The organism is Fodinicola feengrottensis (assembly GCF_039530045.1).
GTDB classification, from domain to species: Bacteria; Actinomycetota; Actinomycetes; order Mycobacteriales; family HKI-0501; genus Fodinicola; species Fodinicola feengrottensis.
In genome coordinates, this window is record NZ_BAAANY010000014.1 from 192,733 (window position 1) to 206,781 (window position 14,049).

General features: G+C 66.3%; 16 protein-coding genes. 6 read left to right on the forward strand and 10 right to left on the reverse strand.

Annotation, left to right across the window (positions count from 1 at the left end):
• The first annotated feature begins 70 nt into the window (after nt 1-70).
• A complete protein-coding gene (locus ABD301_RS20370; protein WP_344311835.1) occupies nt 71-2,431 on the forward strand; it encodes an AAA family ATPase in 2,361 nt (786 codons plus the stop codon).
• A gap of 76 nt (nt 2,432-2,507) precedes the next feature.
• On the forward strand, nt 2,508-3,008 hold the full coding sequence (locus ABD301_RS20375) for a helix-turn-helix transcriptional regulator (RefSeq protein ID WP_344311837.1): 501 nt from the start codon (nt 2,508-2,510) through the stop codon (nt 3,006-3,008).
• On the opposite strand, the gene ABD301_RS20380 is transcribed toward ABD301_RS20375, so the two are convergent.
• Nucleotides 2,922-3,731 carry a class I SAM-dependent methyltransferase gene (locus ABD301_RS20380; RefSeq protein WP_344311838.1) on the reverse strand — a complete coding sequence of 270 codons (810 nt, stop codon included), beginning with the start codon at nt 3,729-3,731 and terminating at the stop codon, nt 2,922-2,924. The two genes, ABD301_RS20375 and ABD301_RS20380, sit on opposite strands and share 87 nt — an antisense overlap.
• Nucleotides 3,732-3,890: 159 nt before the next feature.
• Nucleotides 3,891-4,517: a hypothetical protein gene (locus ABD301_RS20385; protein WP_344311839.1), complete on the reverse strand. Its 627-nt coding sequence runs from the start codon at nt 4,515-4,517 to the stop codon at nt 3,891-3,893.
• A 142-nt stretch (nt 4,518-4,659) separates the two neighbouring features.
• Here ABD301_RS20385 and ABD301_RS20390 point away from each other — a divergent pair, with 142 nt between their 5' ends.
• Nucleotides 4,660-5,217 (forward strand): hypothetical protein, encoded by a 558-nt coding sequence (locus ABD301_RS20390; RefSeq protein WP_344311840.1) that lies wholly within the window; start codon nt 4,660-4,662, stop codon nt 5,215-5,217.
• Nucleotides 5,218-5,307: 90 nt separating this feature from the next.
• Here the strand turns inward: ABD301_RS20390 and ABD301_RS20395 are convergent, their stop codons facing one another.
• On the reverse strand, nt 5,308-5,643 hold the full coding sequence (locus ABD301_RS20395; RefSeq protein ID WP_344311841.1) for a MarR family winged helix-turn-helix transcriptional regulator: 336 nt from the start codon (nt 5,641-5,643) through the stop codon (nt 5,308-5,310).
• A 178-nt stretch (nt 5,644-5,821) separates the two neighbouring features.
• On the opposite strand from ABD301_RS20395, the gene ABD301_RS20400 reads away from it, so the two are divergent.
• Nucleotides 5,822-6,625 (forward strand): maleylpyruvate isomerase family mycothiol-dependent enzyme, encoded by an 804-nt coding sequence (locus ABD301_RS20400; protein ID WP_344311842.1) that lies wholly within the window; start codon nt 5,822-5,824, stop codon nt 6,623-6,625.
• Between the two features lie 113 nt (nt 6,626-6,738).
• Here ABD301_RS20400 and ABD301_RS20405 read toward each other — a convergent pair whose 3' ends face one another.
• Both ABD301_RS20405 and ABD301_RS20410 read right to left on the reverse strand, forming a co-directional pair.
• Complete coding sequence (locus tag ABD301_RS20405) at nt 6,739-7,311, reverse strand: dihydrofolate reductase family protein (RefSeq protein WP_344311843.1); 573 nt, start codon at nt 7,309-7,311, stop codon at nt 6,739-6,741.
• Nucleotides 7,312-7,363: 52 nt separating this feature from the next.
• Complete coding sequence (locus ABD301_RS20410) at nt 7,364-7,993, reverse strand: TetR/AcrR family transcriptional regulator (protein ID WP_344311845.1); 630 nt, start codon at nt 7,991-7,993, stop codon at nt 7,364-7,366.
• 158 nt (nt 7,994-8,151) lie between these two features.
• Between ABD301_RS20410 and ABD301_RS20415 the strand changes: the two genes are divergently transcribed.
• Nucleotides 8,152-8,601 (forward strand): ester cyclase, encoded by a 450-nt coding sequence (locus ABD301_RS20415; RefSeq protein WP_279582296.1) that lies wholly within the window; start codon nt 8,152-8,154, stop codon nt 8,599-8,601.
• Nucleotides 8,598-9,092, forward strand: coding sequence for a DUF3237 domain-containing protein (locus tag ABD301_RS20420; protein ID WP_344311846.1), 495 nt, complete (start codon nt 8,598-8,600; stop codon nt 9,090-9,092). The genes ABD301_RS20415 and ABD301_RS20420 overlap by 4 nt, the downstream gene beginning before the upstream one ends.
• A 66-nt stretch (nt 9,093-9,158) precedes the next feature.
• Here ABD301_RS20420 and ABD301_RS20425 read toward each other — a convergent pair whose 3' ends face one another.
• The 5 genes from ABD301_RS20425 to ABD301_RS20445 are packed head-to-tail and all read right to left on the reverse strand — an operon-like array spanning nt 9,159 to nt 13,998.
• On the reverse strand, nt 9,159-10,220 hold the full coding sequence (locus ABD301_RS20425; protein ID WP_344311847.1) for a Gfo/Idh/MocA family protein: 1,062 nt from the start codon (nt 10,218-10,220) through the stop codon (nt 9,159-9,161).
• A complete protein-coding gene (locus tag ABD301_RS20430; RefSeq protein WP_344311848.1) occupies nt 10,217-11,011 on the reverse strand; it encodes a ThuA domain-containing protein in 795 nt (264 codons plus the stop codon). Before ABD301_RS20430 ends, ABD301_RS20425 begins: the two co-directional genes overlap by 4 nt.
• Nucleotides 11,008-11,826, reverse strand: coding sequence for a carbohydrate ABC transporter permease (locus tag ABD301_RS20435; RefSeq protein ID WP_344311849.1), 819 nt, complete (start codon nt 11,824-11,826; stop codon nt 11,008-11,010). The genes ABD301_RS20430 and ABD301_RS20435 overlap by 4 nt, the downstream gene beginning before the upstream one ends.
• Before the next feature lie 8 nt (nt 11,827-11,834).
• Nucleotides 11,835-12,791 (reverse strand): carbohydrate ABC transporter permease, encoded by a 957-nt coding sequence (locus ABD301_RS20440; protein WP_344311850.1) that lies wholly within the window; start codon nt 12,789-12,791, stop codon nt 11,835-11,837.
• On the reverse strand, nt 12,784-13,998 hold the full coding sequence (locus ABD301_RS20445; RefSeq protein ID WP_344311852.1) for a sugar ABC transporter substrate-binding protein: 1,215 nt from the start codon (nt 13,996-13,998) through the stop codon (nt 12,784-12,786). The genes ABD301_RS20440 and ABD301_RS20445 overlap by 8 nt, the downstream gene beginning before the upstream one ends.
• Between the last annotated feature and the right edge of the window lie 51 nt (nt 13,999-14,049).

Below are 14,049 nucleotides of genomic sequence, written 5' to 3' on the forward strand. Positions count from 1 at the left end.
AAACTAGCCTGCCCGTCCGCCGTCCGCCGAGGTGGTCGACCGACAGGCTGTGGCTCCTACACTCACCACCATGGAGCTGGTGGGCCGCGACCGCGAGAAGGCCGAGATCTGCGAACTGCTGGATCGTACGGCCGCGGGAGAGGGCCGGCTTCTTGTCGTCGTCGGACCAGCCGGCGCGGGAAAGACCGCGTTGGCCGAATACGCGGCGGCGCAAGGAAAGAGCCGTGGGCTGGAGGTAGTACGCGCTGCGGGGGTCCGCGGCCAACCGGCGCGGTTGGTGTGGATGCAGGTGTTGGAGGATCTCGGTGCCGCAGACGCCGCGCGAGCACTGCTTGTCGAACCGGCGGTCGCCGAGCTGGACGCTGCGGCTCGGGCGCTCATTCGCGGGACACGACGGCTGGTGGTCCTCGACGATCTGGACGCCGCCGGTGCGGAGGCTCTTGCGGTGCTTCCAGTCGTGGCGGGCCGGCTGGCTGGCAGCGGTACGGCGGTCGTGGTGACCGTGACTGAGCCGCCGGGTGTCGGACGTGAGATGTCGCTGCGGTCGCTGACCGAGGAACAGCTCGGCACGGCCGTGGCCGAGCACCGGCCGGCCGTACGGCACGCGTTGTGGCTCGCTTCGCGCGGACTTCCCGGCCCCGCACGGGAGCTGGCGGTCGAGCTGGCGGGTCTCACGGATCAGGACGATCCGGTGGTCGAACTGGCACTACGCGCGCCGTCGCAGACGGCGTTCCTGGACGTGGACCCGAATCTGCTGAGTCTTCTGGAGGAGGCTGCGGCCCGGCCGGCCGACGATGCGCCGCGATCTCGCGTACTGGCCCGGTTGGCGCGTGAACTTCTGGGCGATGCCACCGCGGCGAACCGGCGGCGCGCACTGGTCGACGAGGCACTGGACTTGGCCCGCCGGTCAGGTGACTGGCAGGCACTGGTCGAGGCACTCGGTGCCCGGCTGTACGCGCTCTGGGATCCCAGCGCCGCCCACGACCGGTTGGTCGCCGCCGCGGAGCTGGTGGGGTTGGCGCGCCGCGCGGGCGACGGTGAGCGGGAACGTGACGCGATGTTCTGGCGGTTTGTCGCGTTGATGGAGCTCGGCCGGGTCAGCGAGGCGGAGACCGAGCTGTCCGCGTACCAACGGGCCGCCGAGCGAGCCGGTGACTCCTCCGGCAGGATCATGGTGATGGCTCGGCATGCGATGTTGGCGACCATGCGGGGCCGGTTCGATGAGGCCGAGCGGCTGGCCGCCGAGATCGCCGAATACGGTCGACGGATCGGCCATCCCGATACGCAGAACCTCACCGGCGTTGGTTCGTGGAGCCAGCGCTTCCGGAACAAGGCGGTCTGGCCGCGGGCGCTGGAGATGCTGCGGCCGATTGCGAGGCGTCGTCCCGGTCATTTCTTCGACGCCGACGTGGCCGAGATCGAAGTGATGTTGGGCCACACGGCGGAAGCCGCCGCCACGCTCGAACGGTTGCTGCCCAAGGTGCTGGTGGCATCCGGCCCGCGCTGGCTGAGCGTCGTCGTGGAGCTGACCACGGTCGCGACCCAGCTCGGTGACGCGACGGCGGCCGAGCAGCTGTACGGGGCTCTGCTGCCGTACGAGGGAAGGTTGGTCATCCGGGCCGGCGCGGTGATCGAGTTCGGGCCAGCCAGCCACTACCTTGGCATGCTGGCGGCGACCGCCGGACGGTTGGCGGACGCTGGCGCGCATTTCGAGCGTGCGATCGCCTTCGAGGAGCAGACTGGCGGCCTGACGATGCTGGCCATCACGTCCGCCGCGTACGCCGACCTGCTGGACCAGATCGGCGAGCCGGAACGCGCAGCCACGGCCAGGACCCGCGCCCGGACGCTGGCTGAACGCCTCGGCATGGCCGTCCTGCTTGAGCAGCTGGATTCCGGCGCCTGGTCACTGCGGCAGGACGGCGACGACTGGCTGCTGGTCGCCGGTGCCGAGACCGCGCGACTGCGAGACAGCCGTGGCCTGCGCTACCTGCGCGCGTTGGTTGCCGCGTCAGGTCAGGACATCCCGGCGCTGGACCTCGCCGCCGGCGGCGCCGGGGTCGCTGGCAGTGGCGCAGCGGCGATCCTGGACACCGCGGCTCGTACGGCGTACCGGCGTCGCATCGAGCAGATCGACGCCGACCTGGAGTCCGCCGACCGGGCCGGCGCCGCCGACCGAGCCACCGGGCTGGAAGCCGAACGCTCAGCCATCATCGCCGAACTCCAGCAAGCCACTGGGCTCGGCGGCCGGCAGCGCAGACAGTCCGACGACGCGGAGCGCGCCCGGGTCAACGTCACCCGTACGCTCCGCCTCGCGATCGAGAAGATCGAAGCAGTCGCGCCGCTGACCGCCGTCCACCTGCGTGCCAGCGTACGAACGGGCCGGGTCTGCCGCTACGAGCCCGGCCCGGACGGTCCGAGCTGGGTGACCTGAGCCGACCGTACGAACTGTTCGGTGCCGATTTACGCCTCCACAGCGACGAGCACAAACACCACACGAGGCGGCGCCGATGCGAGCGAACACATATGAGCCCGAGACCGACCAGCTCGTGCGCCAGCACGGCGAGCTGCCTTCGTTCGACGGCGAAGTCGGCAAGCTCGCCGCCGCGATCCGGACCGGGATGGCCGACCTCGCCGCAGCCGTACGCGGGCAGCGGCCGGATGCACGACAGCGGATAGCCGCGGCGGCCGGCGCCGAGTTGACCAGCCGGATCCATCGGTATTGCGTATTGCTGGCAAGCGAGGCCGGTTCTCTTGCGCCTTCGCCCAAGCCGCTGACCGCGCGTGAGTACGAGATCGCGCTGCTGGTGTCCGACGGCCTGTCCAACGCGCGCATCGCGGCCCGATTGTTCATCAGCGAACGGACGGTGGAAACCCACTTGCGCAACAGTTACCTGAAACTGGGTCTACTGACCAGGGTCTCGCTAGCTCAGTGGGCGGTCCGCCACGGCACGTACGATCACGAACTCCTGGACCAGCGGAATGCCAGCGTCCGTACGGATGTCGGCTAGCCTGGCAAAGGCGGCAGCCTTGAAATCCGGTATCCGCGCGGGCGCGAGCTGCTCGAGATACCAGCGATAGCCATGAGACCAACCCCATCGCCACCACGCATCCTCATCTGGGAACACGACGTCGATGCGATCGGTCGTGACATCCAGGTCGGTCAAACCCGCCTTGATGAGAGCCGCCCCGATATTTTCCGGCGAAGGCAGTTCCGTGAGCTCCGGCATCGGCCGGAGCTCGAACTCACGGCAGAGATCGCTGAGGAAATCCCAGTCGGGTCCGCCGCCAACCTGCCCACTGGACAGAAATCGCCCGCCCGGGCGAAGCACTCGTACGATCTCGGGCAGCCCGCGGTCAAGCCCAACGAACGGCAACGCGCATCCGCAGAGCACCACGTCGAAGGAGCCGTCCGCGAACTCCAGCTCGCCGCAGTCCATCACCAACGCCTGCGCCGTCCCCGCACCCGCCTCGGCGAGCGCGCCGTTCGCCCGCTCGACCATGGTCGGTGCCGAGTCAATCCCTACCGCACGTCCGGTGGCCGTCACCGCCAGCGCCGCCGGCACCAGTGACGATCCGGTCCCGCACGCGACGTCGAGAACGTGCTCACCTGGCGCCAGCCCGGCGCGGGCGACCAGCCGCTCACCCATCGGCTGGAAATAAGGCACAACCGTCTCGTACGTCAATGCGGCGCGATTCCACACCGCCGTTGTCCCGTCCATCATCCGCTCCATCCATCGAAACCTTGAACGCATTCAGAATGCCGGTCCGGGCGGACGCAGCCAATCAGGGCTGGCACTGAGATCTCCAGGCGACGCCCGCTGCTCATACGGGTAGCCCTTCGCTGACTGTTGCGAGGCAACGGATTTCATTTACTCGACCTGACATCGGGCCTATGTGCGGGGCCGCCGGCGGTTAAGCCAGATCAGGAGGCGGAGTAGGCCGACGACGACAAAGAGCAGTCCGGCCGCCGTAGCGGCCAGGCAAAAGAGGAAAGCCTCGTACGCGTTATTGAGTGTGTCGCCGCTGTCGAGATAGACGTTTCGCGCGCCGTCATACCGCGCCGCGATCGTTTCGCCAGCCTGGTAATAACGCGCTGGATTGAGCCCGACCGCCCAACTGGCGGCCACCTGCTCCCTGCTCCCGGCCCGTTGGAATTCACCGGTGCAGAGCTGTTCGCTGCCGCCTTTGCCCTGCCGGCCCCAATGGCACTCTCCAATCCGGAATGTGCCCACTGCTCCTTGGCTCGTCAAAACCTGAATTTCTCGGAACGTGGCCGAAAGGCCGGAGGATCCGTACGGGAACAGCAGCAAACCGACGATGATCGCCGCGATCAGAGAGCCTGGCGGCCGCGCCAACGGATGGCGGCGAGTCTGTCCGAGAAAGGTCACCGGTTGATTGTTGCCGTCGGGAACTGGAATGTCTCGACTTGAGGTCCCATCGAACGTCCGGTCTGCCCGAACAAGCAACCGCTTGTACGGGCGCCCGTGCCGGCCATGACACCGTTCTACCGCCACCACCGTCAAAAAGATCGAGTTCGTACGATCGGAATGTAGTCATTTTCTCAATTATCTAAGCAAAACGCAGAGCGTGCGCATTCAAGCCCTAAGCAATTAATGGCGTGGGGGAGGGGTCCCGGTTGGGGCCTCGTAGGATCCCTGCGTGATCAGAGATACCGCCGTACGTCTACAGGTCGCTGCGGTTCTGGCGGCAGGCTCATGCGTACTCGCCGCCTGCGGCTCGGCGCCGAGAGCTCCGCAGCCCTCGCCGTCCAGAACGGGGCCTGACCCTGCGCTGGTGTCGTGGGCCACCGGCTATTGCAGTGCGGTCAAGCGCATCCAGCTGAGCGTCTATGTGATGCCGAAGGAGTACGACATCAACTCCGACGCCGACCTGCCCAAGGCCGCCGCCGGACTACAAACGCTCGACGCAGCGCTGACGACCGCGGTCACCGGGCTGCGGAAACTCCCGAAGGCGCCGCCCCCGGCGCAACGCGCGGACACGCTGGCAGCGGGCGAGTTGACCTTCTACAGCGGTTTGTTAGGCAAGGTCACCCAATACCGCACTCTCCTGCCGCGAGGGGGCGTCCAGTACGCCAAGGCGGCGCTGACTGTGACCGGAGTCGACCTCGCCTCGCACACGTCGGCCGTCGAAACCGACAGCGTGCCGGGCCTGCGGCAGGCGATGAAGGCCACCACAGCCTGCGAGCTCGTCGGCTAGCGGTCTGTCTGTGATTTGCCGATGGTGGATCCGGTGCGCCCAGACGGCTTCTGGGCGTCAGAACCGCCGTGCCAAATCAAAGACAGACCGCTAGAGGCGTACGCCTCGGTCGCCGAGCGATTCCAATAGCGCGCGCAGGGAGTCGGACAGTCGGTCCAGTTCCGGGCGGTTGAGGCCGGCGAGCAGGCGTTCTTCGTTGGCGACGTGTTCGCCGATGAGGTCGTTGACAACGTCGTTGCCGTGGGCGGTCAGCCGGACGCGCACCGAACGGCGATCGACGTCGTCGCGTATGCGTTCGACCAGCGACTTCGACTCCATCCGGTCGATGCGGGCGGTGATCGCGCCCGAGGTGACCATCGAGGTCTTCAACAAAGCGCCGGCGGACAGCTCGTACGGCTCACCCGCCCGGCGCAGTGTCATCAGCATGTCCACCTCGCTCTAAGCCAAATGCTCTTAGTTCAGCGGCATGGACACGGTGATCGTGCGATCGTCTGATGGCCGACACAGCATGGAACAGGCCACGGATCTGCGTTGGCGGTTATTTTGGGCCGGATCCTCCGTTGGCCCTTGCACGACACAACGAACCTACGGAAAGGGCAATCCAATGACTGAGCTGAACGTGGAACGTGCGCGGCAAGCGATCGTCGAACATACCCGCCGTCTGGGGGAATCAGCCGCTGCGGCCGGACCTGACGCCGCCGTGCCGACAGCCGCGAAGTGGACCATCACTGACCTGGTCGAGCACGTGGGCCAGACCCAGCACTGGGTCGCGGAGATCATCGAGCGGCGCATCACTGACCCCACCCAGCTGCCCACGGAGATGGCCGTACGCCCCGCCGACCCCCGACAGTGGCAGGTGTGGCTGTCGGAGTCCGCGCGGCGGGTCGCGAGCGCATGCTCCGATGAGGCGCTCGACGCGCCGGTGTTCAACCCCGCGGGAGACGAGCGGCCCGGGACGCGATTCTGGATGGCCAGCATGGTCAACGAAGCGGTCGTCCACGGCTTTGACGCAGCCACCGCGGCGGACCGACCAGCCGACATTGACGCCGACATCGCGGCCGCGCTTATCAGCAACCACCTCGCGATGCTCACCGCTCCCACATGGGCGATGCAGCGGCCGGAGTCCGCCCACGCCATCCGGGGCACCGGGCAGACCCTGCAATGGCTGGCCACCGACACCGCGGACGACGCTGGCGCTTGGTTCGTCGAACGGCGGCCTGACGGAGCAACGTGGCGGCCCGGAACCCAGCAGGCCGATGTGACGGTGACCGGCTCGGCACGATCACTGCTGCTGACCTTGACCCGACGACTCACGCTCACCGACCGCGAAGCCACCACCATCAGCGTCGACGGCGACACCGACCTCGCCCAGCACTGGCTCGACAACACCGCCCATGTCAGCGGCTGACCGTAGGGCGTCATCGCGCCTGCGGTTTGCGGTGTTCACCGAGCTCATGGAGATCGTCGCGGTGGCGGAGCAGTCGATGGTCAGCAATGCGGCCAGTCTGGCTGTTTCCCCTCTCAATGGACGATGCGGTACCGCAGGTGTGTCGCGTTGTTGCCTTCGAGTCGGCGGACGAGCTCCAGTTCGACGTGGCCGAGTCCGGTCGGCTCGAACAGTCGCCGGCCGTCACCCAGCAGTACGGGCACGAGGTGCAGTTCGAGTTCGTCGAGCTGACCAGCTGCCAGTAATGCCTGCGCCGCACTCGCGCCGTGGACCAGCACGGCTCGATCTCCCGCTGCTTCGCGGGCCTCGGTGGCACACGCGTTGACGTCCGTGTAGAACTTCGCGCTGCCGGGTGGCTCGTCGGCCGGGTCGATGTTGTGTGTGAGCACGTGGATCGGCACTCCGTCGTGGTGGTCGCCTTGCCATCGACCGGCCAGCTCAAACGTGCGGCGTCCGGACACCACGGCGCCGGTCGAGCAGGCCTCGGCGTACACCTGCCCGTTGATCCCCTCGGACATCCGGTCGTCGAGCCAGTTGAACAGTCGACCTCCGTCGCGGCCGAGTTCCTGGCCCGGTCGGTCGTCCGGCCCAGTGATATACCCGTCGACCGACATGGACATGTAAAGCCGCAGTGGCGTCCTACTCATCCTCATCCCCTCCCTCGTAGCCGACAGCCGTGTAGAACGAAGACACCGGATGTCATTTACTCAACGGCCTGTTGGCGGATTGCAGTATTTGTTCGATTGTCCGCCGAGCCTTGCTCACAATATCCTTGTCGTTGATCCGTAGTCCGATATTCGTCGCGCAGAGGGCGGCGTCGATTTGGAAGGCGGCGAGCTCCGGGTCGAGTTCGGCAGTGCCTTTTTCTTCTTTTGCATGGCGGAGTTCGTCCGCGAGCAGTTCACGCCAGCGGGCTTGTTCGCCGAAGAGGGTGTCCCGGACCAGCCCGGGTCGACTGTCGAAATCGGCGTAGTTGGCCACCCAGAAGCATCCGCCGGGAAACAGCGGGGTTTCGGCGTACACCAGCCAGCGTTCGACCAGTGCGCGCAGTCGAGCGACGCCGTGGTCCGCGCTCAGGGCGGGTTTGACGACCGCTTCGGTGAACATTTCGCGCGCGCACTCGATGGAGGCGAGCTGCAACTGTTCCTTGGTGCCGAACAGTGTCTGCACGCCGCTCTTGCTCAACCCCAGATCAGTGGCCAGTCGGCCGATGCTGAGCCCGTTCAGGCCTTCCATCGATGCCACGTCGACCGCTCGCCGGGTGATCGCGCGCCTGGTTTTGGCTCCACGCGCGAGCCGTTGGTCGATTGTCGCCGCGTCCGGATCCATCGCAGAGCCTCCCGTCGCTAGGTCTCGGTGACCTTACTTACGTACGACCGATCGTACAACTTCTGCCGAGACTGTCAGGAGTGTCACACTGCTTGGTAAAACAATACGACCGATCGTATGTTTTGTGTCAGAGGTTGGATCGACGAAATGAGGAGTCTGTGGAAAGCGATCGGATGTTCGAACTGGCGCAGGCGTTGGCGATCGCCAAGAGTCGGCAGGACGTGTCGGCCGCAGTGCGGCTGCTGCATGAGGACATGGTGTTGGTGACTCCGGCGTTCGGGACCCAAGCCCGTGGCCGGACCGCGAACGCCAAGGTGTTGACCAGATTTTTCGCGACGTTCCCTGATTACCACGTGGTCCTCGACGGACATGCCAGTGATGCGCAGACCCTGGTCTGCTGGGGCCGCCTGTGGATGACCATGACGGGGGACCGGTTCGGCGTTGTCCCCAACGGCAGGCGTGCCGAACTGCCAGTGTTCATCCAGTTCTCGTTCAAGGACGACCTGATTGCCGGCGAGCAGTTCTTCTTCGACCTGTCCGAACTCTGTGCTCAGTCGGGAGTATCCACCGACGCCGTACGGGACCGCCTTTTCGGAGCGGCGGCATGACCGGAGACCGGCGAATACAGGACGTTGGCGCAATTAAGACCGCACATCTCTTTGACATCGTCGTCGATTTGAACCCTCCGCTGAACATCGGTCACGGGCCGTTCGGCCGGCGGGTTCTTTTTGGGGCCGCGGGCGGTACGTTCGAAGGGCCGAAACTGAAAGGCGAGGTGCTGCCAGGAGGCGGCGACTGGGCACTGTTTCGCCCGGACGGCACGATGACACTGGACGTGCGGCTGACGCTTCGTACGCATGACCAGGCATTGGTGCACATGACCTACGGTGGTCGGTGGGTGGTGCCGGCCGCCTTACGCAACGACCTGACGGACCCGGTCAAGAGATATCAGATCGACCCGTCAGCATATTATTTCCGAACAAACCCGCTGTTTGAAACCGGGGCCCCTGAGTACGCCTGGCTCAATGACGTTGTGTCTGTCGGATCGGGGTATCTGGTCGAAGGCGGAATCGCGTACAAAGTCACCGAAATCCAGTAGAGCGCATGGATTCGGTCACGTCCAAGACAAAAAGGTGCGTACGCGCGGCGGTGTCGGGGCTTCGCGTTAGCCGCTGGCTGCGGTAGACGTTGGGGGCAATTCCCGGGCCCGGGTGAATACGTCGGCGAGTGTCACCGCAACGCCGGTGTCGGCCGACTCGACGGCGGCTTCGACCATGGCGAGGCTCATCAGGTTCTCGTGGATTTCGCCCATCGGTGCGACGCCGGTACGCAGCGCCTCGACGAAGACCTGAAGCGCGCCGGCGATTCCCGAGTACGGAGAGGCTGGACGGTCCAGCGGTGGATGGTCGGAGGCGAGTTCCGGATCGTGGTCGCCGTCCCAGTGCGCGCTGCCTTTCTCGCCGGAGATCCGCCAGGTGCCGTTCCAAGAGGTTTCGGCGCCCGCCGCGCACCAGCTGCCGACGTACGTGTAGCGGGCGCCATCGGACATTTCGAACACAGCCGACGCGTTGGCATCGCCGCGATACCAACTCCACGACGGGTTCCAGGACTGGCAGGTCACCGAGACCGGTTCGGCGGCAAGCAGAAACCGTGCGGTGTCGAACGAGTGGATGGCCATGTCCACCAACAGCGGCTGCCGCATCTGGTCACGGAAGCCGCCGAACCGGGGCGCCCGAAAGAACTCAGTGGTCACCGAGCCGACCGCGCCGAGGCCCTCGACCATGGCGCGTAACGCGAACACCCGCGGGTTCCACCGCCGCGACTGGCTCACCATGAACAGCTGCCCGGTCTGTTCGGCCACGGTGGCGAGCCGGACGGCCTCCGCGAGAGTGCTGGCGGCCGGTTTTTCCCCCAGCACCGGCAGTCCCGCACGCAGCGCGGCCATGGTCACCGGGAGATGCGCGGCCGGAACCGTGACGTTGACGATCGCCCGGGCGCCGGTGGCGGCGGCGACCGCCACCGCGTCAGCTCCGATGGGGACGTCCATGCCGAGGTCGGCGACAGCGGTACGGGCCGCGTCCTGGTCGATGTCGACGACTCCGGCAAGGCGTACCAGCGGGTCGGCCTGGACAGCGGCCAGCCAGGCCCGGCCCATCGAGCCCGCGCCGACGCACAACACCGGCAGCGGATCGTCCACGGAGGATGGCAGGGTGGCGAACGCGTTCACGCCTGGTTCTCCAGCGGTCCCTGGTAGCCGTGCCCGCGATAGAAGTCGTTGGTCTCGTACCGCAGCAGGGTGGGCAGTGAGCGGGTCGGCTGATCCGTGACGCACCACTGGACCGCGTTGGAGATGACCTTGCGTACGCCTTCGTGGTGGTAAACCGGGTAGTCCTGGTCACCTGGCTTGAAGTAGAAGATCTTGCCGTGCCCGCGCCGGAAGGTGCAGCCGGACCGAAACACCTCGCCGCCGGAAAAGCTGGAGATGAACACCAGCTCGTCCGGCGCGGGGATGTCGAAGAACTCCCCGTACATCTCGTCCTCTTCGATGATCATCGGGTGCGGAATGCCGCGGGCGATCGGGTGCGTCGGGTTCACCGTCCACACCAGCTCGCGGTCATGCGCACTGCGCCAGCGCAGGGTGCAGGAAGTGCCCATCAACTTGCCGAAGATCTTCGACCAGTGTCCGGAGTGCAGCACGACCAGCCCGAGCCCGGACAGTACGTGGCGGTGCACCCGCTCGACGACCTCGTCGGCCACCTCGGCATGCGCGGCGTGGCCCCACCAAGTCAGTACGTCGGTGTCGGCGAGGATCTCTTCGGTCAGGCCGTGCTCGGGATCGTCCAGGGTCGCGGTGCGTACTCGTACGCGGTCGCCGAGGTTGGCCACGATGCCCTCGGCGATTGTGGTGTGCATGCCGTCGGGATAGATCTTCGCCACCTGCTCCTCGAGCTTCTCGTGGCGGTTCTCGCCCCAGACGGTGACCCGGATCGGCTTGTCTGACAAAGGTCTGCCTTTCATTTGACGGCGCCGCCCGTGACGCCAGCCGCGACGTATCGCTGGGCGACGACGAGCAGCAGGACGGCGGGAATGGAGGCCAGTACGGCGGTGGCCATCACCGCGCTCCAGTTGCTGACGTACGTGCCGATGTACTGGTAGAGCCCGAGCGTCACCGGCCGGATCGTGTCGGTGGTGGTCAGCGTCAGCGCGAACAGGAAATCGCTCCAGCTGAACAGGAACGTGAACAGCGCCGCGGTGATGAGCGCGTTCCGGCTCATCGGCAGCACGATGGAGATGAAGGCGCGCAGCTGCCCGGCGCCGTCCACCCGGGCCGCCTCGATCACCGACGCCGGCAGGTTTCCCATGAACGCGCGCATGACGAGGATGCCGAACGGGATGCCTGCGGTGGCGTCGGCGAGGATCAGGCCCGGATAGGAGTTGAGCAGCCCGATGTCGTTGTACGCGCTGTAAAGTGCGTTGGCCACCACGATGCCAGGCACCATCTGGCTGATCAGGATCCCGAACAGCACCACGGTGGCCCAGCGCCAGCGGAACTGCGCCAGCGCGTACGCCGCCGGAGTGGCGATCATCAGGCTCGCCACCACCGTGCCCAGCGACACGATCAGGCTGGTCAGCAGGTGGCCGCCCTGCTGCGAAATCGCGCTGGTGTAGCCCTGCAGGCTCAGGTGCACCGGGAACCACGGAGTGCTCTGCGCCGCGCCACCGTCCTGCAGCGACACGTTGAGCATCCAGTAAAGCGGGAACAGCAGCACCGCGAGCAGCAACAGACCGATCGCGGAGTTGCCCAGCGAACGTACCGACTTGGTGGCACTCATCGCGGCCCTCACTCGTCCACAGCGCGTCGGTTGACGCGCAGGTAGAGCAGCGCGAAGACCAGCGAGACAACGATCAGGACGTTGCCCAACGCGGCACCCTGCCCGAAGTCGAACTGCTGGAACGACAGCGCGTACGACTGCGTGGCGATGGTCTGCGTCGCGTTCGCGGGGCCACCTCTGGTCAGGCCCAGGATGATGTCCAACACCTTCAGCGTGTACACCACACCCAGCACCAGCACCACCGTCACGACTGGACGAAGAAGCGGCCAGGTGATGTGTCGGAACGCCCGCCACCGGGTGGCGCCGTCGATCGCCGCCGCCTCGTACAGCTCGTTCGAGATGTCCTGCAACCCGCCGTAGAGGATCGTGGTGTTGAACGGGATGCCGATCCAGATGTTCACGCCGATCACCGCCACCAGCGCCAGCCGGGTATCGGTCAGCCAGCCCGGGTGCGTCGACACCAGATGCAGTCCGGACAACAGCCGGTTCAGCGCGCCGTTGTCCTGGTCCAGGATCCACCGCCACACCGTGGAGGAGGCCAGCAGCGGGATCAGCCACGGCAGCAGCAACAGGGACCGCAGAACTCCGGACAGCGGGAACCGGCGCTTGAAGAACAGCGCCATCCCCAGCCCCAGCACGAACTGTCCGGCTATCGATCCGACGGTGAAGAGCACAGTGTTCAGCACCGCCTGGCTGAACACCGACGAGGCGATGACCTCGGCGTAGTTGCGCAGCCCCACCCAGGGCGCGTCCCCGGTGTAGAACGTACGGGTGGTGTACGACTCGAAGCTCATCAGCACGTTCTTGACCACCGGGTAGCCAAAGAACAACAGCATGTACGCCGCGGCCGGCACCAGGAACGCCAGCTCGCCCAGCCGGGTCCGCAACCGGTGGTTCCGCCGCCACCGGCCGGTCCCCAGGACGCTGCCCGCCGGGCGTCTGACGACGGTCGCGGTGTCAGCCATTCTGGGCCTGCTGCAACGCCTTCATCGGTGGTACGCCGCCGGCCAACGCCGCCTGGACCGCGGTGTAGATCTTGGTGGCGGCCTTGGGCCAGTCGGCGCCCAGTTCGCCGGTACGGGCCCGCAGACTGGGCACCAGGTCCACGTACGTCTTCATGGCCGGGTCCTGGATGGCGAACTGCTGGGCAACCGCGGTCTTGGTCGGGATCGTCTGGGTCAGCTTGGCGATGGCGAGCTGGTTGGCGTCGGAGTTGAGGCAGGTCACGAACTTCGCCGCGGCCGCCTGCCGGTTCTTGTCGCCGGTCTGCGGCACGGTCCAGGTCTCGCCACCCAGCGGAGCCACCGTCGTCTGGCCGGCCTTGGGGGTGGGGATCTGCACGATCCCGTAGTGCAGGCCGGCGGTGGTGTCCAGGACTGGCTGCTGCCACGGGCCGTTCACCATCATCGCCGCGTTACCGGCCTTGAACTGGTCGTTGACGTCGGCCTGCGCCCAGTTGACCGCCGATGCGGACACCGAGTGGTCTTTGACCAGGTCCACCCACAGCTGCAGCGCCTGGGCGTTCTGCGCCGACGCGACCGTCTTCTCGTCGCCACCGTTGGTCCACATGAACGGCAGGAACTGCCAGGTGCCTTCGTACGTGTTGATGGCCGAGAACGCCATGCCGTACTGCTTGCCGACGGTCAGCTTCTTGGCATCGACCTTCAGCTCGTCCCAGGTCTTGGGTGGCTGTACGCCGGCCTTGGCGAGTATGTCCTTGTTGTAGTAGAGCGCGATGGTGTTGGTGATTGGCTGCAGACCGTACAGCTGCCCCTGGTAGGTGGACGCCTGCACCACGCCCTTGGCATACCCGTCGGTGGTGATGCCGTAGGTGGACAGCGGGCTGAGCGCGCCGGACCCGGCGATCTGCTGTAGGTCGGGGTTGTCCAGCATCAACACGTCGGGCAGCGTGCGTGAGGACGCCTGTTGGAGCACCTTGGAGATCAGGTTCGCGCCGGGCACCGCGTTGCGCTTGATAGTGACGCCCTGCGCTTTACCGCACTTGGTGAGCAGGTTTCCCCACGTGGTCATGCCCGGGTCGGTGTTGTAGTAGTCCTCGACGGTCAGGCTGCTCGTACTCGCGCTGTTGCCGCTGCTGCAGCCGGCGATGACCAGCGGTACGGCCACCGCCAGGGCGACCAGCGCTGGCAGCCAGGTTGCTCGTCGGTTCATGGTCCTGTCCTTCCAACCGGGGGACGATCACATCGTCGATACGTATCGACG

What these genes read in the sequence shown, in the direction of transcription:
- ABD301_RS20370 (WP_344311835.1), top strand. Translation starts at nt 71, where the DNA reads ATGGAGCTGGTGGGCCGCGACCGCGAGAAGGCCGAGATCTGCGAACTG.
- ABD301_RS20375 (WP_344311837.1), top strand. Translation starts at nt 2,508, where the DNA reads ATGCGAGCGAACACATATGAGCCCGAGACCGACCAGCTCGTGCGCCAG.
- ABD301_RS20380 (WP_344311838.1), bottom strand. Translation starts at nt 3,731, where the DNA reads ATGGAGCGGATGATGGACGGGACAACGGCGGTGTGGAATCGCGCCGCA.
- ABD301_RS20395 (WP_344311841.1), bottom strand. Translation starts at nt 5,643, where the DNA reads ATGCTGATGACACTGCGCCGGGCGGGTGAGCCGTACGAGCTGTCCGCC.
- ABD301_RS20400 (WP_344311842.1), top strand. Translation starts at nt 5,822, where the DNA reads ATGACTGAGCTGAACGTGGAACGTGCGCGGCAAGCGATCGTCGAACAT.
- ABD301_RS20405 (WP_344311843.1), bottom strand. Translation starts at nt 7,311, where the DNA reads ATGAGTAGGACGCCACTGCGGCTTTACATGTCCATGTCGGTCGACGGG.
- ABD301_RS20410 (WP_344311845.1), bottom strand. Translation starts at nt 7,993, where the DNA reads ATGGATCCGGACGCGGCGACAATCGACCAACGGCTCGCGCGTGGAGCC.
- ABD301_RS20420 (WP_344311846.1), top strand. Translation starts at nt 8,598, where the DNA reads ATGACCGGAGACCGGCGAATACAGGACGTTGGCGCAATTAAGACCGCA.
- ABD301_RS20430 (WP_344311848.1), bottom strand. Translation starts at nt 11,011, where the DNA reads ATGAAAGGCAGACCTTTGTCAGACAAGCCGATCCGGGTCACCGTCTGG.
- ABD301_RS20435 (WP_344311849.1), bottom strand. Translation starts at nt 11,826, where the DNA reads ATGAGTGCCACCAAGTCGGTACGTTCGCTGGGCAACTCCGCGATCGGT.
- ABD301_RS20440 (WP_344311850.1), bottom strand. Translation starts at nt 12,791, where the DNA reads ATGGCTGACACCGCGACCGTCGTCAGACGCCCGGCGGGCAGCGTCCTG.
- ABD301_RS20445 (WP_344311852.1), bottom strand. Translation starts at nt 13,998, where the DNA reads ATGAACCGACGAGCAACCTGGCTGCCAGCGCTGGTCGCCCTGGCGGTG.